The organism is Rhodococcus erythropolis NBRC 15567, from assembly GCF_001552595.1.
GTDB classification, from domain to species: Bacteria; Actinomycetota; Actinomycetes; order Mycobacteriales; family Mycobacteriaceae; genus Rhodococcus_F; species Rhodococcus_F erythropolis.
The window spans coordinates 22,858-45,752 of the sequence record NZ_BCRM01000015.1; the positions used below are offsets into that span (position 1 = coordinate 22,858).

The 22,895-nt window shown below is 62.5% G+C and carries 23 protein-coding genes; 11 read left to right on the forward strand and 12 right to left on the reverse strand.

Translation table 11 applies throughout. The features are described from left to right. Positions 1–24: 24 nt before the first annotated feature. A complete protein-coding gene (locus tag RE4_RS19035) occupies positions 25–1,194 on the reverse strand; it encodes a thiolase family protein (protein ID WP_060939139.1) in 1,170 nt (389 codons plus the stop codon). Further along, on the reverse strand, positions 1,191–2,606 hold the full coding sequence (locus tag RE4_RS19040; RefSeq protein ID WP_029254758.1) for an MFS transporter: 1,416 nt from the start codon (positions 2,604–2,606) through the stop codon (positions 1,191–1,193). The genes RE4_RS19035 and RE4_RS19040 overlap by 4 nt, the downstream gene beginning before the upstream one ends. Positions 2,607–2,664: 58 nt before the next feature. Between RE4_RS19040 and RE4_RS19045 the strand changes: the two genes are divergently transcribed. Together RE4_RS19045 and RE4_RS19050 are read left to right on the forward strand one after the other, a co-directional pair. Next, a complete protein-coding gene (locus RE4_RS19045) occupies positions 2,665–3,162 on the forward strand; it encodes a winged helix-turn-helix transcriptional regulator (RefSeq protein ID WP_003944415.1) in 498 nt (165 codons plus the stop codon). A gap of 92 nt (positions 3,163–3,254) precedes the next feature. Continuing rightward, entirely contained in the window at positions 3,255–4,493 is a 1,239-nt protein-coding gene (locus RE4_RS19050; protein WP_060939140.1) for an HNH endonuclease signature motif containing protein, read from the forward strand. 97 nt (positions 4,494–4,590) lie between these two features. Here the strand turns inward: RE4_RS19050 and RE4_RS19055 are convergent, their stop codons facing one another. From RE4_RS19055 to RE4_RS19065, 3 genes are all read right to left on the reverse strand, one after another. Then, positions 4,591–5,079, reverse strand: a complete 489-nt coding sequence (locus RE4_RS19055; protein ID WP_007726792.1) for a GNAT family N-acetyltransferase — start codon at positions 5,077–5,079, stop codon at positions 4,591–4,593. 70 nt (positions 5,080–5,149) lie between these two features. Beyond that, the gene (locus RE4_RS19060; RefSeq protein WP_019749468.1) at positions 5,150–5,920 is read right to left on the reverse strand and encodes a site-2 protease family protein; all 771 of its coding nucleotides are present in this window, start codon (positions 5,918–5,920) and stop codon (positions 5,150–5,152) included. Further along, entirely contained in the window at positions 5,917–6,591 is a 675-nt protein-coding gene (locus RE4_RS19065) for a hypothetical protein (RefSeq protein WP_019749469.1), read from the reverse strand. The genes RE4_RS19060 and RE4_RS19065 overlap by 4 nt, the downstream gene beginning before the upstream one ends. Before the next feature lie 283 nt (positions 6,592–6,874). On the opposite strand from RE4_RS19065, the gene RE4_RS19070 reads away from it, so the two are divergent. Further along, positions 6,875–8,164, forward strand: a complete 1,290-nt coding sequence (locus RE4_RS19070) for an adenylosuccinate synthase (protein WP_003944351.1) — start codon at positions 6,875–6,877, stop codon at positions 8,162–8,164. Positions 8,165–8,215: 51 nt separating this feature from the next. Here RE4_RS19070 and RE4_RS19075 read toward each other — a convergent pair whose 3' ends face one another. Continuing rightward, positions 8,216–8,686: a 5' nucleotidase, NT5C type gene (locus RE4_RS19075; protein WP_042951097.1), complete on the reverse strand. Its 471-nt coding sequence runs from the start codon at positions 8,684–8,686 to the stop codon at positions 8,216–8,218. A 45-nt stretch (positions 8,687–8,731) separates the two neighbouring features. Then, on the reverse strand, positions 8,732–8,962 hold the full coding sequence (locus RE4_RS19080; RefSeq protein ID WP_003944349.1) for a hypothetical protein: 231 nt from the start codon (positions 8,960–8,962) through the stop codon (positions 8,732–8,734). Positions 8,963–9,023: 61 nt separating this feature from the next. On the opposite strand from RE4_RS19080, the gene yczR reads away from it, so the two are divergent. Further along, positions 9,024–10,499 carry a MocR-like transcription factor YczR gene (yczR, locus tag RE4_RS19085; protein WP_019749471.1) on the forward strand — a complete coding sequence of 492 codons (1,476 nt, stop codon included), beginning with the start codon at positions 9,024–9,026 and terminating at the stop codon, positions 10,497–10,499. A 47-nt stretch (positions 10,500–10,546) separates the two neighbouring features. Continuing rightward, positions 10,547–11,650: a class I SAM-dependent methyltransferase gene (locus RE4_RS19090; RefSeq protein ID WP_020906655.1), complete on the forward strand. Its 1,104-nt coding sequence runs from the start codon at positions 10,547–10,549 to the stop codon at positions 11,648–11,650. A 59-nt stretch (positions 11,651–11,709) separates the two neighbouring features. Here the strand turns inward: RE4_RS19090 and RE4_RS19095 are convergent, their stop codons facing one another. The 3 genes from RE4_RS19095 to RE4_RS19105 all read right to left on the reverse strand — a co-directional run bounded on the left by RE4_RS19095 (position 11,710) and on the right by RE4_RS19105 (position 16,714). Then, on the reverse strand, positions 11,710–12,810 hold the full coding sequence (locus RE4_RS19095) for a CaiB/BaiF CoA transferase family protein (RefSeq protein ID WP_060939141.1): 1,101 nt from the start codon (positions 12,808–12,810) through the stop codon (positions 11,710–11,712). A 107-nt stretch (positions 12,811–12,917) separates the two neighbouring features. Continuing rightward, complete coding sequence (locus tag RE4_RS19100; protein ID WP_019749474.1) at positions 12,918–14,984, reverse strand: ABC transporter ATP-binding protein; 2,067 nt, start codon at positions 14,982–14,984, stop codon at positions 12,918–12,920. Beyond that, positions 14,981–16,714 carry an ABC transporter ATP-binding protein gene (locus tag RE4_RS19105; RefSeq protein WP_019749475.1) on the reverse strand — a complete coding sequence of 578 codons (1,734 nt, stop codon included), beginning with the start codon at positions 16,712–16,714 and terminating at the stop codon, positions 14,981–14,983. The genes RE4_RS19100 and RE4_RS19105 overlap by 4 nt, the downstream gene beginning before the upstream one ends. A gap of 317 nt (positions 16,715–17,031) precedes the next feature. On the opposite strand from RE4_RS19105, the gene RE4_RS31650 reads away from it, so the two are divergent. The 6 genes from RE4_RS31650 (at position 17,032) to RE4_RS19125 (ending at position 21,497) form a co-directional block, all read left to right on the forward strand. Next, a complete protein-coding gene (locus RE4_RS31650) occupies positions 17,032–17,154 on the forward strand; it encodes a hypothetical protein (RefSeq protein WP_003944443.1) in 123 nt (40 codons plus the stop codon). Between the two features lie 210 nt (positions 17,155–17,364). After that, entirely contained in the window at positions 17,365–17,487 is a 123-nt protein-coding gene (locus RE4_RS31655) for a hypothetical protein (protein WP_019749478.1), read from the forward strand. A gap of 362 nt (positions 17,488–17,849) precedes the next feature. Then, positions 17,850–17,996, forward strand: coding sequence for a hypothetical protein (locus tag RE4_RS19110; RefSeq protein WP_003944356.1), 147 nt, complete (start codon positions 17,850–17,852; stop codon positions 17,994–17,996). 240 nt (positions 17,997–18,236) lie between these two features. Next, positions 18,237–19,742, forward strand: a complete 1,506-nt coding sequence (locus RE4_RS19115; RefSeq protein WP_238077012.1) for a GGDEF domain-containing protein — start codon at positions 18,237–18,239, stop codon at positions 19,740–19,742. Positions 19,743–19,782: 40 nt separating this feature from the next. After that, positions 19,783–21,018 carry a formate-dependent phosphoribosylglycinamide formyltransferase gene (purT, locus tag RE4_RS19120; protein WP_019749481.1) on the forward strand — a complete coding sequence of 412 codons (1,236 nt, stop codon included), beginning with the start codon at positions 19,783–19,785 and terminating at the stop codon, positions 21,016–21,018. Then, entirely contained in the window at positions 21,015–21,497 is a 483-nt protein-coding gene (locus RE4_RS19125) for a DUF456 domain-containing protein (RefSeq protein ID WP_019749482.1), read from the forward strand. The genes purT and RE4_RS19125 overlap by 4 nt, the downstream gene beginning before the upstream one ends. Here RE4_RS19125 and RE4_RS19130 read toward each other — a convergent pair. Together RE4_RS19130 and RE4_RS19135 are read right to left on the reverse strand one after the other, a co-directional pair. Continuing rightward, the gene (locus tag RE4_RS19130; protein WP_024487914.1) at positions 21,401–22,240 is read right to left on the reverse strand and encodes an amidohydrolase family protein; all 840 of its coding nucleotides are present in this window, start codon (positions 22,238–22,240) and stop codon (positions 21,401–21,403) included. The two genes, RE4_RS19125 and RE4_RS19130, sit on opposite strands and share 97 nt — an antisense overlap. 109 nt (positions 22,241–22,349) lie before the next feature. Continuing rightward, positions 22,350–22,895 (reverse strand): ferredoxin--NADP reductase domain-containing protein (locus RE4_RS19135; RefSeq protein ID WP_502686331.1); only part of this gene is annotated, 546 nt, incomplete at its 5' end.

Genomic DNA, 22,895 nt, shown 5'->3' on the forward strand with positions numbered 1-22,895 from the left:
CGAGTGCCGTCCAGCGGTGATTGCTCAGCCCAAGCGCTCCAGGATGGTTGCGTTGGCCAGCCCACCTGCCTCACACATGGTCTGGAGTCCGTAGCGCGCGCCGCGCTGTTCCATAGCGTTGACCAGAGTGGTCATGATCCGGGTTCCGCTGCCGCCCAGCGGATGGCCGAGTGCGATGGCACCGCCGTGGACGTTCACCTTGGACAGATCGACGCCGGTGTCTGCTGCCCACGAGAGGACGACGGGAGCAAAGGCCTCGTTGACCTCGAACAGATCGATGTCCGAGATCGTCAAACCCGCACGGGCCAAGACCTTCTCGGTGGCCGGGATGACCGCCGTGAGCATGTACAGCGGATCGTCGCCGGCGACAGCGAAGCTGTGCAGCCGTGCCTTCGGGGTGAGGCCGAGTTTCGCGGCGATCTCACTGGTCGTGATCATCACCGCCGAACTGCCGTCCGAAAGCGGGCTGCTGTTGCCCGCGGTGATGGACCAGTCGATCTGTGGGAATCGCTGGGCGTAGTAGTCGGATTCGAAGGCGGTCCGTAGGCAGGCAAGGGTCTCGACCGTGGTGCCGGGGCGGACGGCCTCGTCGACCGACAGTTGCGGGAGCGTGGCGAGTTCCTTGGTGAAGTAACCACTCTCGGTTGCCAGCGCGGCTTTCCGATGACTCGACGCCGAGAATTCGTCGAGTTGGGTGCGGCTCAGTCCCCACTTGGCAGCGATCAATTCGGCGCTGATGCCCTGCGGTACCAGACCGTCCGGATAGCGCTCTTCGAAACCTACACCGAGTGACTCGCGCCCGACGCTACTCGAGCCCATCGGCACTCGGCTCATCGACTCGACTCCGGCAGCAACAACGATGTCGTACGCACCGGCAATAACGCCCTGAGCAGCAAAATGAACTGCTTGTTGGCTACTTCCACACTGTCGGTCGACGGTGGTTCCCGGTACCGACTCAGGGTAGCCGGCGGCGAGAAGGGCAGTGCGAGTGACATTCTGGCTCTGTTCACCGACTTGACTGACCGCGCCGCCGATGACGTCGTCGATCAGCGCGGCATCGATCCCGGTGCGCTCGACTACCGCTTTGAGGCTGTAGGCGAGGAGGTCGACGGCGTTGATGCCGTGCAGGGCGCCGTTCGCCTTTCCCTTGCCGATCGGAGTGCGAACGGCTTCGACGATAACTGCGTCTCTCATGACAAATTCCTTTCAGGGATGGCGGATTCAGCAGGGACAACTGGGGTGGGTGTGGTCGCAGGCGTCATTCCCAGCGATGCCAGGGCAGACACAAGCGCGACGGCAAAGATCACCCACCAGGCCTGGCGGAAGGTGTCGGGGTCGACGGAGGAGCCGAGAACCGCGATCAGAACACTCACGCCGAGAACGGTTCCGATCTGTCGGCTCATGCTGACGATAGCGCTACCGGTGGCCGATCGGGCCGGTGCAAGATCCGCCGTGGCCTGCGACAGAATGGTCGGCAGGGCAAGGCCGACACCGATTCCGGCGATGATCCAGCCCGGCAGGAGTCCGGTCGCGTAGTTGGGCGTCGAATCAACCGAGACGAGAACGAGTACGGTTCCGACTGCCCACAGAAGGCTGCCGAGTGCGGCGACGCGTCCCGCCGAGTACTTGCGCGAAAGCGATCCACCGGCGATCGCGAACAGCGGAACCAGAAGCGGACCCGGCGAGACGGCGAAGCCGGTGCGCAATGCCGAGTATCCCCAAACTTCTTGCAGCCAGAGGATATTCGAGAGCAGTCCGGCAGCAAATGCCGCGCTGAACAAGATGGCGGTGACGTTGGACCAGGCAAAGGAGCGGATCTTCAGAAGATCGGGAGCAATCAACGGAGTGCGATGGCGAGAGTTGCTCCACCAGAACGAAAGTAGGGTCGCGACGGCGACGGCGAAGGCGATCAGAACGCGGTTGTCGGTCCATCCCCAATCAGGTCCCTGGACGAGTGCCAGCGCGAGAGAGCCGATTCCGACGGTGAGGAGGGCGGCGCCGACGAAGTCGATCCCGGCATCGGAGTCCTTGTGTGTTGTATCCGGGACGAGTCGGACTGCGAAGTAGAGCAATACGATCCCGACTGGAACATTGATCAGGAAGACCCAGCGCCACGACGCCTCGACGAGAATGCCGCCCACGACGGGGCCGAATGCCGCAGCGGCCGCGCCGGCTGCCGCCCAGATGCGAACGCCGGATTGACGTTTCGCAGCCGGGAGTGCACTGATCAGGAGGCCGAGGCTGGCCGGGGTGAGTGCTGCGGCGCCGACTGCCTGAACGATGCGGAATGCCACCAGTGCCCACAATGACGGACTGAAAGCGCAGGCGGCGCTGGCGAGGGTGAACAGTGCGAGGCCGGCGATGAAGGCGCGCTTGTGCCCGATCCGGTCCGCCCAGCGTCCGAGGGGGATCAAAAGCGCGGCGTAGACGATCGCGTAGCTGTTGAGGATCCAACTGAACTCGCCGAGTGAGTGGCCCGGGTAGCTCTTGGCGATGTCGCCGAAGGCCACGTTGACCACAAAAAGATCGAGGCTGGCGACAAACGGCGCTCCCGACAGAATTGCGAGGAGCGGCCCAGTCCGCACTGGCTGGCTATGAAGTTCCATAGTCAGGAATCTAGACTCTGACTATGGTTATGGCAAGCCAGGGGGTATGGTGAATTGTATGGACGCTGTACGACTGACCGGAGTGCTCGAAGATCGCGACGCCTGGCGGGCCACGCACTGTTCGATCGGGCGGGCGATGGAAGTGGTCGGCACCCGGTCCGCGATGCTCATTCTGCGAGAGGCCTATTACGGCACAACGCGTTTCGACGACTTCGCGTCGCGAGTCGGCATCACCGAGGCGGTTGCGTCGGCGAGGCTGAAAGAACTCACTGAGGCGGGACTGTTCGAGCGTGTGCCGTACAAGGAGCCTGGAAAGCGGACGCGGCACGAGTACGTGCTCACCGAGAAGGGCCGTGACCTGCTGCCGGCGGTTCTTGCGCTGATGCAGTGGGGAGACAAGTATCTGCACGGTGGAAAAGGCGGACCGTTGGAGGTGGCTGACGACGCTACTGGTGAGCGTGTTCGTGTCGAGGTGCGCAGTGAGTCGGGCCGTGAAGTGCCTTTGGGGGAGTTGCGAGTCTCTGTCAATGAATCGCGTCGGCGGTTGCGCGAATAGCAATGCATCTCAACAGCTCTCGAGTGTAGGTCTTCGTGAAGTTGTCCGCTTTGCCTCTGGCTCTCGAAAGTATGTTCGATTAAACTTTCTGCATGGACAGTCGGGAAGCGTGGCAGCTGGATGGCGAGGACCTCAAGAGTGAGGTTCTGGATCTGGTGCGTGTCCGGCACGAGTTGCAGTCGCGGATGGTGTTGCTGATCGTGGAGATGTTTTCCCGTGAGGTTCTCGGCGGGAAGGGTTTTCGGGCGATCGCGCAGTGGTTGCATGGTTCGACGAATTTGGAGATCGGTGAGTGCAGCTTGCTGGTCGGGTTGGCGCGGTTGTTGATGCTCGAACCTGTTGTGGCGGATGCGTTTCACCGGGGTGATGTTGATGCGTTGAAGGCGCGGCAGGTGGCGTCGTTTTGTCAGCATCCACCGAAGAACATGACCCCGGCGGATGTGGACAAGGCCCGCAGGATTCTGCTTGGCCTGGCGTCGAAGAACATTGCGGATTGTGATGCGGTGCGGGCAGCGATTCGGCGGATCGAGAAGCAGTACGGAAAACGCGAGGATGGCGTCCCGGTCGGGGAAGATTCGGAACGTAACGAGTTCTACGCCTCGAAAGGCCTGTACGGCAGAGTAACTGTGAAGGGTGATCTGGATGCTGTGAACGGGGCCCGTCTGATCACCTTGTTGTCGAGTTTGTCGGCTCCGACGCCGGAGAAGGATGGCGTGAAGGACACGCGCACGCCGGCATTACGACGGGCGGACGGGTTCTGCGAACTGTTGCGCCGGTACGAGCGGGCGGGGCTGGGTCCGATCGAAGGCGGCGTGAAACCACACATCACGGTCACCGCATCGGCCAAGGACATGACGGACCTTAAAGTTCTGAAAGACCTGTTGCCGTCCACTGAGGAGTTGGGGTTTGCGTGGACGGATTGGGTGGGCCCGATCAGTATCGACACTGCCCGGATGCTGGCGTGCGACTGCACCGTGACGCGGATCTTGTTGGACGAGAATGGTGTTCCGCTCGACTGCGGTAAGGAAGCGAGAACAGCAACGGTGCCGCAGCGGCGGGCGTTGGCAGTTCGGGATGGTGGGTGCGCGTTCCCAGGGTGCGGGACTCCGTCGGGGTGGTGCGATGCTCATCATATTGTTCACTGGAACGATGGTGGCCCAACAGATCTCGACAATCTGGTCTTGTTGTGCGGTCACCATCATCGGACGATGCACCACACGGAGTGGCGGGTCGAGATCGGCCCGGATCGGAAGACGGTGTTCTATCCGCCGATGTCGATCGATCCGTATCAGCAGCCGATCGGCGGGAACAGCCCACCGACAGCAGCCTGAAGTGAAATAACTCGAGACGCGAGCACCGGGGCACAACCATGCCCCGGTGCTCGAGCCCGCGTTTGGGAGTCTGGGTGGTTGGCTGGGTGGCTGTGTGTCAGCTCAGCGACTTCTTGAACCCGACGTGGGAGGCGACAAATCCGAGTCGCTCGTAGAAGTCGTGGGCTTCCTTGCGAGTTTGATCCGAGGTGAGCTGCGCCAGGAACGCGCCGCGCCGGGCACCTTCTTCGCAGGCCCAACGGATCATCGAACTGCCGATGCCCTTGCTCCGGTAATCCTCGTGGACGCGAACAGCTTCGATCTGCAGTCGTGTCGCCCCCATTCGGCTCATACCCGGAATGAAGGTCAATTGCATGGTGCCGATTACCGCGTCACCGACCAGAACGGTGACGAGGAGTTGCGCCGGATCCTCGTCGATTCGCTTGAATGCGTCCTCGTAGATCGTTCGGGCCTCGGGGTTGGTCGTCTCCCGGGTGCTCCCGATCGGGTCGTCGGCGAGCAAGTCGATCAGTGCTTCCACGTGTCGAATCTCGGCCCGCGTGAGGGTGTACTCCACTCCGCCGGACTGAAATGACGTCGCAATCATCGATGCTCTCCTGAAGAAGAATGAATGTCTGAAATGTCAGACTCTCACGAGTCTCCTCCAGTGCACTCGATCACGTCCAAAAACGCATGAGGGCGTTACCGAGCATGGCGTAGTAGTCGGACACACCGCTCAGTTCGAAGATCCAGTAGATCGCATCGAAGAAGACGACATTGATCTGCGGGACGAACAGGAGCGCAACCAGCAAGAGCAGTCCGTACGGCTTGAACTGGTCGAGCTGGTGTCGTGTGTTGGGCGCGAGGTAGGGCTCCAGCGCGTTGTAACCGTCCAGACCGGGGACTGGAAGTAGGTTCAAAACTGTTGCCATGACCTGCAAGAAGGCCAGGAAACTGAGGCCGGCCCAGAACGTCAGATGCTCGGCCGATGAGCCGTACGTACGTATGACGACGAGGAGGATCACGGCGGCGACGGCGTTCGTGAACGGACCGGCGAGCGATATTCGCGCCTGCACCTTGGGCGGGAACATCCCGGTGCGCAGGTACACGGCGCCGCCGGGAAGCCCGATGCCGCCCAAGGCGATGAACAGCACCGGCAGCCCGATCGAGAGCATCGGATGGCTGTACTTGAGCGGGTTGAGCGTCAGATAACCACGAGCCTCGACGTCGGTGTCTCCGTGACGCCACGCCAGATATGCATGGGCGAATTCGTGCAAGCACAGCGTGACCACCCAGCCGGCGACCACGAGGACAAAAACACCCGCACGGCCCGCGATGGAACCCCACGTCGAGTTCCAGGCGACAACTCCGGCGATGACGGTGATCGCAACTACGCCCAGGAAGACAGGGCTCGGACGAACCGCGGACCGTGCTGCTCCGGTTCTCACCTGACCAACAACCAAGTCTTGTCGTGCCGGTAGAAGGTCGAACGCTTGAGATCGCGTGGGTTGGCCACCCCGTCGCGAACCAGACGCGCTGCCGGCGAGCCCAGCTGAATCGCTCGGCCTTCCAGCCAGCGTCGCCCGCTCCAGCGGCTCTTGCGGTCGACCGATGCCTTGATCCCGGGGAGCTTGGGGCTCGGCACAATCCGGATACCGGGGACTGTGCCGGAGAACAGCTTGTTGTCGTCGACGTACGCCTCGCCGATCAATTCGGCGGCATCGGCCGGACCCGTGACAGTTGCCGCACCGACCAGCGCGATTCCGGCGTCGTCACGAATGAGCGGCACGGTGTGGACTGTGCCTTTCAACGCCGTGCGCGCAGCCCGGGCACCGGTTGCGAGTTTGTACGCGTCGGTTGCGTCGGACCTGTTCTCGGTGACGTAGGCGAGTTCGACGTTCAGTCGCTCCAGTCGCATCAACCGTGTCAATGCCGCGGCAAACGCGCCGTCGTTACCCACGACGATCAAGCGAGGCTCCGTGACGACCTGCAGTTGGGACAGGGCCTCGTCGAAGTCCTGCTTCTCCGGAAGTTCAGGGACAGTGAACGACGTGAGTTCACCCAGGGGGAGTGGAACCGGCGAATCGCCACATTTGAGCACCACAGGGGTCAAAGCCACTCCTAGCTCGATCAAGACTTCTTCTCGGGTAGTGGGACCTCGCCACCCTTCCCCGAAATGGCCGTCCGAATCACTGCCGACGATCTTAGTGCGAGTCTCTGTGTCGACTCGCAATCGTGATGGTCACCGGCCAAATTCTGGACCGTCAGGTCTGGTCTGGTGCTCTGGGCTAGACTGCTCCTTCGGTCACTGCAACAGTTCGGCGCTGCATCATGTGCGCGGAAGCCAGGCAGTACCAATGCGGCGGGACAACTGCTGCACGTCGACCGTAGGAGACAACGTCATGCCGGCAATCGTCCTGATCGGCGCCCAGTGGGGCGACGAAGGTAAGGGCAAAGCTACAGATCTACTGGGCGAGCAGCTTCAGTGGGTCGTGCGATACCAGGGCGGTAACAACGCCGGACACACCGTGGTTCTGCCGAACGGTGACAAGTTCGCACTGCACCTCATCCCGTCCGGAATCCTCACCCCCGCCGTCAACAACGTCATCGGTAACGGTGTCGTCGTCGACCCGGGTGTGTTGCTGACCGAATTGGCAGGCTTGGAAGAGCGCGGTGTGGACACGTCCCGCCTGCTGCTTTCTGCTGATGCGCACCTGATCATGCCGTACCACGTGGCCATCGACAAGGTCACCGAACGCTTCCTGGGAGCGAAGAAGATCGGCACGACCGGCCGCGGTATCGGCCCGTGCTACCAGGACAAGATCGCCCGTGTCGGTGTCCGTGCTGCGGACGTCCTGGACGAGAAGATCCTGACCCAGAAGGTCGAAGCAGCACTCGAATTCAAGAACCAGGTGCTGGTCAAGATCTACAACCGCAAGGCACTCGACCCGCAGCAGGTCGTCGAAGAGGTACTGACGCAGGCCGAGGGTTTCAAGCACCGCATCTCGGACACGCGCCTGGAGCTCAACCTCGCCCTCGAGCGCGGCGAGACCGTCTTGCTCGAAGGTTCGCAGGGCACTCTGCTGGACGTCGACCACGGCACGTACCCGTACGTGACCTCGTCCAACCCCACCTCAGGTGGTGCGGCGGTCGGTTCGGGCATCGGTCCCACCAAGATCACCACGGTGCTCGGAATCCTTAAGGCGTACACGACGCGTGTCGGTTCCGGTCCGTTCCCGACGGAGCTGTTCGACGATCACGGCGCATACCTGGCGAAGCAGGGCGGCGAGGTCGGTGTCACCACCGGACGCGCTCGTCGTACGGGATGGTTCGACGCTGTCATCGCGCGTTACGCGACGCGCGTCAACGGCATCACCGACTACTTCCTCACCAAGCTGGACGTGTTGAGCAGCCTCGACACCGTGCCGATCTGTGTCGCGTACGAGGTGGACGGTGTCCGCCACGACGAAATGCCGATGTCGCAGAGCGACATTCACCACGCCAAGCCCATCTACGAAGAGATGCCTGGCTGGTGGGAAGACATCTCGGAGGCTCGCACCTTCGAGGAACTGCCGCAGAATGCGCAGAACTACGTGCTTCGGCTCGAAGAGCTTTCGGGTGCGTTCATCTCCTGCATCGGTGTCGGTCCCGGCCGCGACGAGACGATCGTCCGGCGCGAGATCGTCCGCTAGTTCGTTCCCTCGAAATCCCCGCTCCTGCAAGCAGGAGCGGGGATTCGTGTTTCAAGCCAGCTTCGACAAGTGTGCGGTGACGGTCTTCCAGTCGGGAAACTTGGTGCTGCCGAACTTGATCCACTCGCCCTCGAATCGATCTGCGCCGTTTGCTCCGCGGTCGTCGACGAGGTAATCGCCTCGATTGAGGTGCTTGTGGTGCGAGAGGATCAGACGTTTGTACGCGACGCTGCCCTCCTCCATGCCGAGGTGCTCTTGGACCCACAGAACCTTGTCGTGCCAGGCTGTGGCGTTCTTCCACGGCGCTGTCGAGAGGATGTAGGTGTCGAACTGCTGCGCCAGTTGGTGGTAGGCGTCGATAGCACCGTCGAGAGGATCCATGCGAGAGAAGATGTGTGGCGCTTCGTCGAGGTCGTTCTTGTACTTCTCCCGGACGCCGTCGGTCAGGCGATCGATGCCCGACTGGAAGTTGACCAAGGTGTTGTCGAGATCGATGTAGAGGATCTTTTTGGAAGCCGGCATGCAATCCCTCTCTGGAGACTTTCTGAGTGCGAAAAGAGTCCAGTTTTACGCAACTGGACTGAGATCAGTGAATTCTTCCCCCTGATCACAATCGCACGGGGGTCTGACAGCGTCGTTTTCGCGGTCTGAAGTCTTGTCGTGGAAGATGCCGCCGAGGGGTGCTGCCAGGCGAAACTGCTCCAAACGAATGTATGTACCTTCACCTTCAGCGGGCGCGAAGAAGTAGACGAGTGCCACGAAGAGTCCGATGCCGATCAGGGTTGCGAAGGTAGTCATGGACATATGATCAACTCGACTGGTATTGAGTTACATAGCCAAGTTGTCGATACTGGACTGCATGATGACTCGAGTTCTCGGTGCCCGTTCGCTTGCGCGCGATCTGGGGTCCTGGCAGGAAGAGTCTGGGCGCAGGCCCGCGTACCGTGCGCTTGCCGACGGTATCCGCCTGCTCGTGCACGACGGTCGCGTTCCGCTGGGGGTCGCACTGCCGAGTGAGCGTGAACTCGCGGCGGTGCTCGAACTCAGTCGGACCACGATCACGTCGTCGTACTCGGTGCTGCGAGACGAGGGGTATCTGATCAGCCGGCAGGGTTCGCGAAGCACCGTGGCTTTGCCCGCCGGCGCGCGGCCGAACGGGTTGATGTTCCGCTCCCATCAACCGGGGCCGAGTGGGCCCGTCGTCGACCTCAGTTACGCGGCGATGGCAGCTCCCGCCGCTCAGGTCGAACTGGCGTATGCGTCTGCGCTGCAGGAACTTCCGAACTTCCTGCCCACGCACGGGATGGAACCGGTCGGGATCGCCGACTTGCGTGACGTGATCGCGCAGCGCTACACGGCGCGGGGTCTTCCCACCACCGCCGAACAGATCATGGTGACCTCGGGTGCGCAGCACGCGCTTCGATTGTTGCTGTCGGTGCTCACCTCACCCGGCGAGCGAGTGCTGGTCGATCATCCGACGTACCCCAATGCGCTGGAAGCGATTCGGCGAAACGGCGCTCGGCCCGTACCGGTTCCGGTCCGACCGGAGTTCGCGGCGGCCGGAGCCTGGGATCTCGACGGGATTCGAAGTGCAGCAAGGCAAACCGCTGCCAGAATGGCATACCTGATTCCCGACTTTCACAACCCGACCGGCCTCTGCATGGACTCTTCCGGCCGCGCCGAGCTTGCGAAGATTGCGCATGAAACGCGAATGACTCTGGTCGTCGACGAGACGATGGTGGACCTGTGGCTCGACGCACCGCCGCCGGCACCGGTCGCCTCACATGGGCGAGGCGCGGCGAAAACCGAAGTGGTGACGCTCGGTTCGACCGCGAAGTCGCTGTGGGGCGGGCTACGTGTCGGTTGGATTCGCGCCGATGCCGCGCTCATCACCCAGTTGGTGGGGGCGCGTGCCGCGGTCGACCTCGGTACTCCCGTCATGGATCAGTTGGCAGCCGCGTACTTGCTCGCCGACGACCGCTCGTTGCTCGAACAGCGTCGCGAAGTGCTGCGAGAACAGCGTGCGGTACTCCTCGGCGCAGTGGCAGAGCATCTGCCGGACTGGCGTCCCACCATCGGCTCCGGCGGAATGTCGGTCTGGATGCGAATGTCCGCGCCAGTCTCGACGGCGTTGGCGGCGGTGGCACCCAACTTCGGCGTACTCCTTGCCGCAGGCCCCCGTTTCGGCGTCGAAGGTGCGTTCGAACGATTCATCCGCGTGCCGTACGCACGTTCTCCCGAGGACCTCATTCGCGGCGTCGCGTCCATCGCCGCTGCGTACGACACCCTCGCGACGGATCGCGACACGGCAGACCAACGAATGGTCGTCGTCTGAGAACTGGGTACACACCCTGAAAGTGGTGTGAAACCAGGAGGTAGGGCATGACGGCGGTAGACGGTACAGGCGCAGCGGGAACAAGTGCGGCGGACGCGCTCGCAGAACGATTGTTCGCGGCCACGCTCGGGGCGTCGGAGCTGCAGGCTGTGTATCTGGGCGACCGGCTGGGCTGGTACCGCGCGCTGAGCGATCACGGCCCGCTCACGTCGACGGAGCTGGCGGACCGGACCGGGACCGTCGAAAGGTATGCGCGGGAGTGGCTCGAGCAGCAGGCCGTCGCCGGTTATGTGGAGGTCAATTCGGATGCCGATCGCCGGTACAGCCTGCCGCAGGCCCACGCCGATGTTCTGGTCGACGACGAGAACCTGCTTTTCCTGGCGCCGTTGGCGAGGCTGTTCGTCGCGACGACGTCGTCGATGCCGCGTCTACTCGACGCTTATCGTCACGGCGGGGGAGTCACGTGGGAATCGATGGGCCCCGATGCTCGCGAGGGCCAGGCGCTGCTGAACCGGCCGATGTATCTCCAGCAGCTCTGTCAGCAGTTCCTGCCGGTAGTCACCGACCTGCACGCCATACTTGTCGGCGGCGGGCAGGTCGCTGATCTCGGGATGGGGGAGGGCTGGTCGTCGATCGCGCTCGCCCTCGGATACCCGAAGATCGAAGTGCACGGCTTCGACGTCGACGCGGCATCGGTGAACGCTGCCCGTCGTAACGCCCACGATCGTGGGGTGGACGACCGAGTACATTTCTCGTTGGTCGACGTCGCCGGACAGGCTCCTGAGGCCGGGCGAGTCGATGCCGGGACCTACGATGCCGTCTTCGCTTTCGAGTGCCTTCACGACGTTCCGGATCCGGTGGGATTTCTGTCCACGGCTCGGGCGATTGCCCAGCCGGGCGCTCCGGTGATCGTCATGGACGAACGAACGGCAGATGTGTTCGATCCCGAGGCGGGTCCGATCGAGCAATTGCTGTACGGATTTTCGCTGACCTGCTGCTTACCGGACAGCCTGTCGCATCCGGGGAGCGTTGCCACCGGGACGGTGATGAGGCACTCGACACTCGAAAGCTATGCCAAGGCGGCCGGTTTCGAGCGGGTTGACGTGCTCCCGATCGAGCACGAGATGTTCAGGTTCTACAGGTTGGGCTGACGCCCCGTGCGTGGTTAGAGAGTCCTGAGGCTCCTTAACCGCGCACGGGGCCGAAGGCCCTAGGTCCAGACCGTGTCGATATCCGTCGCCTCACGCGCCGGCGCAGCGGGCGTCGCGGTGGGCGTGCGCGAGAAGCGCGGTGCGGGAGCATGCTGAGTGACGCCGTCGAGTTCGATGAGCGAACCGCGGGCCGCGATGTGTTCGTTGGACGGAGCCTCGGCGAAAGTCAGGACAGGGGAGACGCAGGCGTCGGTGCCGAGGAAGATCTTGGCCCACTCGTCGCGAGTCTTGGACAAGAACTTTTCGGTGAAGAGCGTCTTCATGTCGTCCCACTTGGACGTGTCCATCTGGTGAGGGAGCGTCGCGGGATCGAGTTCGAGGCCCTCGAGCAACAATGCGTAGAACTGCGGTTCGATGGATCCGACGGCCATGTACTTGCCGTCGGAGGTCTCGTAGGTGTCGTAGAACGGAGCGCCGGTGTCGAGGAGGTTGACGCCGCGCTCGTCGGACCAGACGCCGCGACCGCGGAATGCCCACATCATGTGCGAGAGCGCGAGGGTTCCGTCGACCATCGCCGCGTCGACGACCTGGCCCTTACCAGACGTCGAGCGCTCGACGAGAGCCGACAGAATGCCGAAGATCAGGAACATGGAACCGCCGCCGAAATCGCCGACCATGTTGAGCGGCGGGACGGGGCGTTCACCCTTGCGTCCGATGGCGTTGAGGACACCGGTCAGTGAGATGTAGTTGATGTCGTGACCGGCGGCGTTGGCGAGCGGTCCTTCCTGTCCCCAGCCCGTCATACGGGCGTAAACGAGGCGCGGATTGCGCTCCGACACCACGTCGGGTCCGAGTCCCATGCGTTCCATGACGCCGGGGCGGAAGCCCTCGATGAGGACGTCGGCGCGGCCCAGGAGATCGAGAACCTTGGCGACGTCGGCCGGATCCTTCAGGTTGGCCTCGACGATGCGGCGGCCGCGCTTGATCTGGTCGGTTGCGTTCGAGTCCTGCGGAATCTGCCATGCGCGCTGCACGATGACGATGTCGGCGCCCATGTCCGCCAAAAGCGTCGCGGCGTGCGGGCCCGGTCCCAATCCAGCGAATTCCACGATCCGAATGCCCGCGAGCGGGCCCTTCTTCTCCACAGCTTCTGCAGACACACGCACTCCCAATTCAGACGGTGACAACACTCCTGACTCGACGGTAACGTGTCGAATCGGTCAGGTGTGCTCCGGGGCACTGTGTCCGCCGAGGGAGGCGCCGATCACTAGACGGCGGCACCCTCGAACTGAGCGTTGTAGAGACGGAAGTACGCGCCCGCAGCTGCGATGAGTTCGTCGTGTGTGCCCTGCTCGACGATCTTGCCCGCCTCCATCACGACGATCAGATCGGCGTTACGGATGGTGGAGAGCCGGTGCGCGATGATGAAGCTGGTGCGCCCGACGCGCAACGCGGACATTGCTTGCTGCACAAGCTGTTCCGTACGTGTGTCGACCGAGCTGGTCGCCTCGTCGAGAATCAGCAGCGACGGCTCCGACAGGAATGCTCGGGCAATCGTGATGAGCTGCTTCTCGCCGGAGCTGATGTTCGATGCCTCCTCGTCCAGCACGGTGTCGTACCCGTCCGGGAGCGTGTGGATGAAGCGGTCGACGAAGGCAGCGCGTGCGGCTTCGTGGATCTCGTATTCACTGGCGTCGAGCCGGCCGTACGCGATGTTGTCGCGGATCGTTCCGCCGAAGAGCCAGGTGTCCTGCAGGACCATGCCGACGTGCTTGCGCAAGTCGGAGCGGCGCATCTGCGAGATGTCGACGTCGTCGAGAGTGATTCGGCCCGAGTCGACTTCGTAGAAGCGCATGAGCAGGTTGACCAAGGTGGTCTTGCCGGCACCGGTGGGTCCGACGATGGCGACCATCTGCCCGGGCCGAGCCGTCAGGTACACGTTCTCGATCAACGGCTTGTCCGGCTCGTAGCGGAACGAGACGTTCTCGAACTCGATGTGTCCGACGTTGCGATGGCGTCCGGCAGGCTCGGGCATTAGTGGCACGTCGATGTCGGGCGACTGCTCAGGTTCGTCGAGAAGCTCGAAGACCCGCTCAGCCGACGCGGCTCCGGACTGCAGGCTCGTCGACATGGACGCGATCTGCGTGAGTGGTTGGCTGAACTGGCGCGAATAGACGATGAACGCCTGAACGTCACCGAGTGACATGTTGCCGCTGGCGACCTTGAGTGCGCCGACCACAGCGAGCAGCACGTAGGTGATGTTTCCGACGAAGTTCATGACCGGCATGATCAGGCTGGAGAGGAACTGTGCGCCGAAGGACGCGTCGAGGAGTTTCTTGTTCTGCTCGGCGAATTCACGCTCGGCTTCGGCCTGATGCCCGTACACGCGTACCAGGTCGCGACCGCTGTAGTTCTCTTCGATCTGTGCGTTGATCTTGCCCGTCTCGGTCCACTGAGCCTTGTACAACACCTGTGCACGCTTGGCGACCCTGGCAACGAGGAGCACCGATACCGGCACCGCGATCAGTGCGATCAGGGCGAGCATCGGAGAGATGACGAACATCATTGTCAGGACGCCGAGGACGGTGAGCACCGACGTCAGGAGCGAGGTCAACGTCGACGACAACGTCGACGAGATGTTGTCGATGTCGTTGGTGACGCGGCTGAGGATCTCGCCACGCGGCGTCTTGTCGAAGTATGGAAGGGGGAGACGGTGAAGCTTCGCCTCGACCGAGGCACGCAGGTTGTAGATGGTCTTCTGGACGATGATGTTGAGGAGGAATGCTTCCAACCAGGCAAGTAGCGACGAGAGCAAGTACACGACGATCGCGAGCATGACGACTTTGCCGATGGCGTCGAAGTTCAGACCTACACCGGGAACGACGTCGGTCGAGTTGGCGACGAGGTCGGCGAACGTCGAATTTCCTGATGCGCGGATCGCCTCTGCTGCCTGATCGCGGGTCAGTCCGGCGGGCAGGCTCTTGCCGATGAACCCGGCGAAGATGAGGTCTGTCGCGTGACCGAGGATCTTCGGCACCGCGACGGAGAGCGCGATGCTGGCGATCGTCGCAACGACGACACAGACGACCGCAAACTTGTGTGGCTGCAGAAGCGAGAGAAGCCGCTTCATCGTCGCCTTGAAGTGGCGAGGTTTGGTGTCCGTCGCGGTCAGCGCGGGCTTCGGCTCTTTGTCGGGGTTCTCGGGGTTACTCGACTTCGCATCCCCGTCCGCGGATTCAGGTTCGCTCGGGATCTTGGCGAACACCACCGTCGGGGCATCGTCGAAGTACTGGCTGTTGGGGCTGCCCCACGTCGGGTCCTGCGGGCTGGTCATGCGCTCATCTCCGCGGGAATCTGGGAAGCCACGATCTCTTGGTACGTAGGACAGTTGGCCAGAAGGAACTGATGGTCGCCGAGACCGACCGGAGCGCCGTCTTCGAGGACCATGATCTGGTCGGCATCGATGATGGACGCGACGCGCTGCGCGACGATGATGACCGTCGAATGAGTCGATACCGTGCGGAGTTCGCGTCGGACTGCGGCGTCGGTGTGCATGTCGAGTGCGGAGAACGAATCGTCGAAGACGAAGATCCGGGGTCTGCGGACCACAGCTCTGGCGATGGCGAGACGTTGTTTCTGTCCGCCCGAGAGATTGCCGCCGCCCTGGGCGATCGGAGACTCGAGACCGTCGGACAGTTCCCGGACGAAGTCGTCTGCCTGGGCGATGGTGAGGGCTGCCCAGATGTCGTCGTCGGTGGCGGTCGGGTTTCCGTAGCGGATGTTGCTCGCGATCGTGCCGGCGAACAGGTACGCCTTCTGGGGCACGTATCCGAAGTTGGCGAAGAGTTCGTCCTGATCCCAGCCACGCACGTCCAAGCCGTCGACCAAGACGGCGCCGGCCGTGACGTCGAACAGTCGGGGGATGAGTGAGACGAGGGTCGATTTGCCACTACCGGTACTGCCAACGATCGCGGTGACCGTTCCTGGCATGCATCGCATCGAGACATTCGACAGGACCGGCGTTTCAGCTCCCGGATACGTGAATCCGGCTCCACCGAACTCGACAACGCCGTAGGGGCTGGTCGGGCGAAGGGGCTGGGCCGGTGCGGGCACGGTCGGCTCGGTGTCGAGTACCTCGGTGATGCGGTCGGCACACACGGCCGCGCGGGGGATCACGACGGCCAACATGGTCGCCATGACCACGGACATCAGGATCTGCATGACGTAGGCGAGGAAGGCGCTGATCTGGCCGATCTGCATGTCTCCGGTATCGACCAGATGCGCGCCGAACCACAGCACCGCGACGCTCGACAGGTTGGCGATCAACATGACGGTGGGCAGCAGAACCGCCTGGTAGCGACCGATGAGGAGCGAGGTGTCGGTCAGTTCCTTGTTGGCTTTGTCGAAGCGGATCGTCTCGTCGGGTTCTCGAACGAAGGCGCGGATGACACGCATACCGGTGAGCTGTTCGCGCAGTGATCGATTGATGTTGTCGATCCGCGTCTGCATCGTCCGGAAATGCGGGATCAGCTTGGCCACCACGACCGAGACGGTGATGCCGAGCAGTGGTACCGAAATCGTCAGGAGCCAGGACATCTGCAGGTTCTCGCGCAGCGCCATGATGATGCCGCCGATACACATCAGTGGGGCGCTGACGAGCATCGAGGACGTCAGCATGACCAGGGCCTGGATCTGCAGGACGTCGTTGGTGTTCCGTGTGATCAGCGTCGGCGCACCGAAACTGTTGAATTCGCGATCAGAGAAGCTGCCGACGGCCTTGTAAAAGGCGCCTCGAACGTCGTGGCCGAAGCCCATCGACGATTTTGCCGCCAGATAGGTCGACGCGACCGACGCGATGATCGACGCAAGCGAGACCAGCAGCATGATCCCGCCGGTGGACATGATGAATCCGGTGTCGCCTCGGGCGACACCGTCGTCGATGATCCGAGCGTTGAGCGTGGGGAGGACTAACGACGCGATGGCCCCGAAGAGTTGAAGTGCGAGGACCCCGGCAAGCAACCAGCGGTACGGCGGCAGGTACGCCTTGAGGAGTTTTGCTAGCACGACGGTTCCCGGTGCGCTTCGGTTGCCGCTCGTTCGCGATTGATCACAAGCACACGGTATGACAGATCGTGGTCGAGGTTGGCACCGACTCTGACGATTGCATCCATTTGTCCAAATCGAATGTGATGTCCAACACACTTGAATTCGATATTGGTTTCAGGTCACAGGGCCTGAACTGCTGGTTTACACATTGCTCCAATATGTCACGGTCCTTCTTGGATAGAAACAAACTGGACGTACGTATTTAGCTTGGCTACAAAGAGGCGGAGCGAACAAAACGTGCGCCGCGTCATAGATATTCATGCAAGGAGTCACACATGGGATCCCTCGGAAACCTTCTCAAGGCCAACGGCATGGGCTGGGGCATTCTCCAGCTTCTTCCCCTGGTCAACATGCTCAAGACCCTTCAGGGGCTGGACACCGCGAGCTCGAACTCCTGACGTTCGACCACAACAATTCTTCCGAAACAACACAGGAGTAGTCGCATGACCTCAATTCAGAATCTCGACGCCTTCCTCAAGAGCGTTCTCGCATTCGTGACCAAGTTGAACGCGGGATCGGCGGACGGCTCGGGTTCGGCTGGTTCCACTGCCGAGTAATTCTCGGTCCCCACTTCATTTCAACTGCATCCCGACATAAGGAGGCCCGACATGGGTTCGTTCGAAGACTTCAGCGGCGTCGTCAAGACGTTCATTCCGGTACTCAAGGACCTGTTCACGGCACTCGGTGGTGGCTCGCTCACCCCGGGCACAGGATCGGCGGCTGACAAGTAAGTCCCGTTTGTCCGAAAGTGTGGCTCGCGGTTGTCTGCGGGCCACACTTTTTGCATTTCAATTGTGAGCTAAATCACATTATAGGATATTTCGAACCGTCTATTTGGCCTATGAACTGCAATTATGTCAGAAGGTGTTACCGACAGTTCAAGTTGGTAGCTATTCGGTAGCTAGACAAGTGTGGGCAGTCAGTCTATAAATGCAGGCAGCGCCAAGTTAGTGCGCTACATCACAGCTCGGGATGTTGTTCGGGGGGCGGTTCAGCCATCCGCGCGGCAGAAGTTCCCGAACCATCTCGGCCACCGCCTGCGGCCGGAATGGCGCTGGAACATCACACCACCTCACAAACAGGAGAACCTCCTATGTTCGGATCACTCAGCACCCTCGGACCCCTGCTCACCGCGCTCGGAGCTTTCCTCAAGTCCGTTCCCACCGAATCGCTGTCCGGCGAGGGCGAGGGCTCGTCCACCGGTTCACTCTCGGGTCTGTCCAGCGGATCCGCCGAGTAGTCATCCCTTCCGGCAGGTCCATTCGGCTCTGCCAATCGGATTGCATGCAGGTGCCCTCTGTCCACTGTCGTGGCCGGAGGGCACCCGCGTTTGCGGAGATTTTCGTAGTTGCCGTTTTGGCGTGTGAACACAGAACTGTGAGTGGCAGCACCTGCGTACGATGGTTCGACGACATCGGCATACGGTCACCGCGACGTCCGGTGCTCCCGAATTCAGAGGTAGCCGACCGCGAGGTGACGCATGGTAGGGACGAGTCGCTTTCTGCGCCTTCTCCTAGTGCTGGCCGTTGTACTTGCGGCTTCGTTGATCGGCATCCTCACGCGCCCACCAGGTTTGCTCGCGACATTCTGGTGCGCCAACGCCATTCTGCTGGGAATGATGGTCAGATGGCCGGTCCTGATCGAGTGGCCGACGTGGATCGCTGCGGCTGTCGGATACGTCTGCGCTGACCTGATCACCGGCAACTCGCTCTCGCTTGCGGTGCAGTTGAACGGGGCGAACCTCGCCGGAGTCACAGTCGGTGTTCTTGTTCTGTACTACTTGAAGCGCACACCGTTCCGATTGGTCGATTCGCAGTCGCTGGTGTGGATGGTCTTCGTCTCGTTCGTCGCGGCGACTGGTACCGCGGCCACTGCCGGCGCCTTGGACCGGCTCTTACGCGGTCAGTCCTTTACCGACACGTTCTTCCACTGGGGTGCCACCGAGGTCATGGCGTACCTGCTGGTCCTTCCTCTCATTCTCACTCTCACCATCCCGTCGAGCCTTGCCGAGTTCCGCAGCAAACTGACTGCCAAAACCGTCGCCGCTATGAGCGTTCCGCTACTCGCCACTGCAGCCTGCGTGCCGATCGCCCTCAGCATCGAAGGGCCGATCGCGCTGGTCCTTCCGATTCCGGCTCTCCTGTGGTGCGCCACTCGCATCTCGGTTCCGAGCACTGCCTTCGTTTCAGTGGTCTGGTCGGTGTGGTCACTCATGATGGCGGGAAGCGGTCGACTCGATATCGGAGATCAAGCTGCCTCGACGTGGAACGAGGACGTCATCACGTCCATTGCCGTCACGCTGATCGCGTTGGGGCCGATCGCGGTTGCCTGTGCGACCGAGGAACGTCGCGCTGCCGAGCGTGAGCTCTTCCTTGCTGTCGAATTCGACCATCTGACCGGGGTCCTCTCGCGTGGTGCGTTTCTCGGACACGCGGAATCGGAGCTTGCCGCCGCGGCTCGCACACAATCCCCGGTCGGCCTGCTGATGCTCGACCTGGACCACTTCAAGAGCATCAACGACACGCATGGACATATGACCGGTGACAGCGTTCTCGCGAACTTCGCCGAACGGGCCGCTGACCGATTGTCGGACGGCGATCTGATCGGAAGGCTCGGCGGCGAGGAGTTCGCCATTCTGCTTCCGGACTGCAGCTACGCGCGAGCAGTCGATGTGGCCGAGGCGGTCCGCGGCGCGCAAGTCGAGTACTCGGCCGAATCAGAAGTGACGAGCACCGTCAGTGTCGGCGTCGCGTGGGTCGATCATGCGACGCCGACGTTGACCACCCTTATGACCGTCGCGGACGAGGCTCTGTACGAAGCCAAGCGCGCCGGGCGCAACCTCGTGAAAGTGCGCCGGCTCGGCAACGATGCATTGCCGCAACGGAATTCCGAGCCGGATATGGCCACCCGCACCTATCGCAAACCTGACATACCACGAACGATCAGGCGAGGATTTGGCCGCGAAGGTGTGGTGGACGGCCGATAACCGCGCTGACCTGCATCGGGATTGGCATATAGTCGCACCCATGCAGCTTGATTCGACGCCTTCGCCCCTGCCGACGCTTCCGCTCCGATTCGGAACTCCCCTGACCGAGAACTCCATCCGCGTGATGATGTTGGGATCAGGCGAGTTGGGTAAGGAAGTTGTCATCGCGTTGCAGCGTCTTGGCGTCGAAGTGATTGCGGTGGATCGGTATCCCGATGCCCCTGGGCACCAGGTGGCTCATCGTGCGCATACCGTCGACATGACCGATCCGGAAGCGCTGCTTGCCGTCATCGAGTTGGAAAAGCCTCACTTCGTGGTTCCCGAGATCGAGGCCATTGCGACGGATGCGCTTGCACTCGTTGAAGAACGCGGGGCCGCGGTGGTCATTCCCACCGCCCGCGCCACCCAGCTCACGATGAACCGTGAGGGGATCCGTCGGCTCGCGGCCGAGGAGTTGGGCCTGCCCACTTCGCCGTACGCTTTCGCGGACTCGCTTGCCGAAGTGCAGGCAGCGACAGACCGAATCGGTTTCCCGTGCGTCATCAAGCCCGTCATGTCCTCGTCGGGGAAGGGACAGTCGACGGTTCGATCCGCCGAAGATCTCGACGCCGCATGGGATTACGCGATGGCCGGAGGTCGTGTGAATCACGGCCGGGTGATCGTCGAGGGTTTTGTCGATTTCGATTACGAGATAACACAATTGACGGTTCGCGCCGTCGGCGAGAGCGGTCAGGTCGAGACGTCGTTCTGCGAGCCGATCGGGCACCTGCAGGAAGCCGGTGACTACATCGAATCGTGGCAGCCGCAGCAGATGTCCGCGGTTGCCCTCGCCTCGGCCCGAGACGTCGCCGAGAAGGTGACCACGGCTCTGGGCGGGCGAGGCATCTTCGGTGTCGAGCTATTCGTGAAGGGCGACGACGTCTTCTTCTCCGAAGTGAGCCCACGGCCGCACGACACCGGATTGGTGACTCTGCGGACGCAGCGACTTTCGGAGTTCGAGCTGCATGCCCGCGCGATCCTGGGCTTGCCGGTCGACACGACGCTCATGGTGCCGGGAGCATCGGCAGTGATCTACGGCGGAGTGGAGGCCAAGGGGATCGGATTCGACGGCGTCGCCGAGGCACTCTCGGTTCCCGAGACGGACCTGCGGCTCTTCGGCAAGCCCGAGAGCTTCACGCGTCGTCGCATGGGTGTTGCAGTGTCGACGGCCGCCGACGTGCCGACTGCACGCGCCCGTGCTCGCGAGGCCGCGTCGAAGGTGCGTCCCGTCGGATGAGTCCTGTGGCCGAGGTCCTCGTCGGGCTGGTCATCCTGGTCGGTCTGATCGGTGTCGTCGTTCCGATTCTTCCGGGGACACTTCTCGTTTTCGGTGCAATTCTGGTGTGGGCGATCATGACCGGCGGCGCGACGGCGTGGACGGTGTTCGCGCTGTCGACGCTGGCACTGGTGGTCACCGGGATCGTGAAGTACACCTGGCCAGGCAAGCGGATGAAGTCCGGGGGAGTGCCCAACCTGTCGGTGGTGGTCGGCGGCGTCGTCGGCATCATCGGGTTCTTCGTGATTCCGGTCGTGGGCTTGTTCCTCGGATTCATCGTCGGAACGTATTTCGCCGAACTAGCGCGGCTGCGCCGTTACGACATCGCCTGGTCGTCGACGCTTCACGCGGTGAAGGCAGTCGGATTGTCCATGCTGGTGGAACTGTTCGGAGCGCTGATCGCGGCGGGGCTGTGGCTGGGAGCCGTCGCGTTCACTTGAGCGCAGCGGTACCAGGAGCGGGCGTTGTCGCACATGACCGCGGACAGGTCGTCGCCGACAGCTTCGGCGATCACGTCCAGGTCGTGGACCTCGAACGCTCGACGTGCCCGTGTGCCGGGTAGATCGGTGCCGAACATCAGCGCAGCGGGGTTGACCGCGTGGATCTGGCGAAGCACGTCGCCGACGTCGGAGATGGTGGTGCGTCCGAACCCGGTGGCTTTGACGCGTACCCCGCGGTCGACGAGGTTGAGGAGATACGGCAGTCCGCGGGTGGACATTCCCAAGTGATCGATGCTCACCGCCGGCAATTTGGCGAATACGGGTTCCAGCGACAGCAACAGCGTGGCATCGACGTAGAACTCGGCGTGCCAGCCGACCAGATCGAATGCCCGGTTGGCGAGATCGGCGAGTAGACGCAGGTCGGTGGCGCCTCGGCGCAGATTGAATCGGACGGCGCGCACTCCCAGCGCGTCCAGCGCAACGATGTCTTCATCCGTCGCATCGAGCGGCAAAGCAGTGACGCCCACCCAGCCTTCGCCGAGCTCGGACAAGGCGGCTTTCAGGTATTCCTGGTCATTGCCCTGGTACGACGCGGTCACCACAGCGCCGCCGTCAACACTCAGGCCCTTCAGTGAGGCAAGCCGGGCCCGGTAATCGGCCACGGTGAAGGGCTCAGGCAGGTACCCGTGATTCTCGACCAGCGGGAAGCGCGGGTCGATGATATGCACGTGGGCGTCAAACACGGGGTCTATTTTGCCCTGTTGCCTTGGGTCCCCGCACACACCACCGGCCCGATGTGACCTGGGTCGCGTCGGGCCGGTGGAGGGCTTCTGTTCAGTTACTTCTGCGCACTCAGTTCGCGCGGTCGGGCTCGGACGCCTTCAGCATGTCGTGACGCTCGACGACCTTGATGCGCTCACGGCCTTCGGGCTCGCCCAGGCTGCGCTCGTGCGCGTCGAGGCGGTACCAGCCCTGCCAGGTCGTGTACGGCACCTGCTTGCCTTCGAGGAACTCGATGACGGCGTTCTCGTCGGGGTTCGCGGCGCCGGCGAAGCCGACGGAATCCTCGAGAAGATTCGCGACGGTTTCGTTGGCGTCACCCTTCGTGTGGCCGATGAGGCCGACGGGGCCGCGCTTGATCCAGCCGGTGACGTAGGTGGCCGGCATGAACCGGGCTGCGCCCTCGGCGTTGTCGTCGGCGACGACGCGTCCGGCGTCGTTGGGGACGGTGCCCGCCTGGTCGTCGAACGGCAGCTGCGTGACGTTCTGCGAGAGGTAACCGACGGCGCGGTACACGGCCTGGACATCCCAGTCCTTGTACGTGCCGGTGCCCTTGACGTTGCCGGTGCCGTCGAGCTGAGTGCGCTCGGTGCGCAGGCCGACGACCTTGCCGTCTTC

Excerpts from the sequence above, each read along its gene's own strand:
- RE4_RS31650 (WP_003944443.1), top strand. The coding sequence starts at position 17,032 with ATGGGATCCCTCGGAAACCTTCTCAAGGCCAACGGCATGGGCTGGGGC.
- RE4_RS19050 (WP_060939140.1), top strand. The coding sequence starts at position 3,255 with ATGGACAGTCGGGAAGCGTGGCAGCTGGATGGCGAGGACCTCAAGAGT.
- RE4_RS19125 (WP_019749482.1), top strand. The coding sequence starts at position 21,015 with ATGAGTCCTGTGGCCGAGGTCCTCGTCGGGCTGGTCATCCTGGTCGGT.
- purT (WP_019749481.1), top strand. The coding sequence starts at position 19,783 with ATGCAGCTTGATTCGACGCCTTCGCCCCTGCCGACGCTTCCGCTCCGA.
- RE4_RS19110 (WP_003944356.1), top strand. The coding sequence starts at position 17,850 with ATGTTCGGATCACTCAGCACCCTCGGACCCCTGCTCACCGCGCTCGGA.
- RE4_RS19080 (WP_003944349.1), bottom strand. The coding sequence starts at position 8,962 with ATGACTACCTTCGCAACCCTGATCGGCATCGGACTCTTCGTGGCACTC.
- RE4_RS19045 (WP_003944415.1), top strand. The coding sequence starts at position 2,665 with ATGGACGCTGTACGACTGACCGGAGTGCTCGAAGATCGCGACGCCTGG.
- RE4_RS19035 (WP_060939139.1), bottom strand. The coding sequence starts at position 1,194 with ATGAGAGACGCAGTTATCGTCGAAGCCGTTCGCACTCCGATCGGCAAG.
- RE4_RS19075 (WP_042951097.1), bottom strand. The coding sequence starts at position 8,686 with ATGCCGGCTTCCAAAAAGATCCTCTACATCGATCTCGACAACACCTTG.
- RE4_RS19115 (WP_238077012.1), top strand. The coding sequence starts at position 18,237 with ATGGTAGGGACGAGTCGCTTTCTGCGCCTTCTCCTAGTGCTGGCCGTT.
- RE4_RS19055 (WP_007726792.1), bottom strand. The coding sequence starts at position 5,079 with ATGATTGCGACGTCATTTCAGTCCGGCGGAGTGGAGTACACCCTCACG.
- yczR (WP_019749471.1), top strand. The coding sequence starts at position 9,024 with ATGATGACTCGAGTTCTCGGTGCCCGTTCGCTTGCGCGCGATCTGGGG.
- RE4_RS19100 (WP_019749474.1), bottom strand. The coding sequence starts at position 14,984 with ATGACCAGCCCGCAGGACCCGACGTGGGGCAGCCCCAACAGCCAGTAC.
- RE4_RS19090 (WP_020906655.1), top strand. The coding sequence starts at position 10,547 with ATGACGGCGGTAGACGGTACAGGCGCAGCGGGAACAAGTGCGGCGGAC.
- RE4_RS19070 (WP_003944351.1), top strand. The coding sequence starts at position 6,875 with ATGCCGGCAATCGTCCTGATCGGCGCCCAGTGGGGCGACGAAGGTAAG.
- RE4_RS31655 (WP_019749478.1), top strand. The coding sequence starts at position 17,365 with ATGGGTTCGTTCGAAGACTTCAGCGGCGTCGTCAAGACGTTCATTCCG.
- RE4_RS19040 (WP_029254758.1), bottom strand. The coding sequence starts at position 2,606 with ATGGAACTTCATAGCCAGCCAGTGCGGACTGGGCCGCTCCTCGCAATT.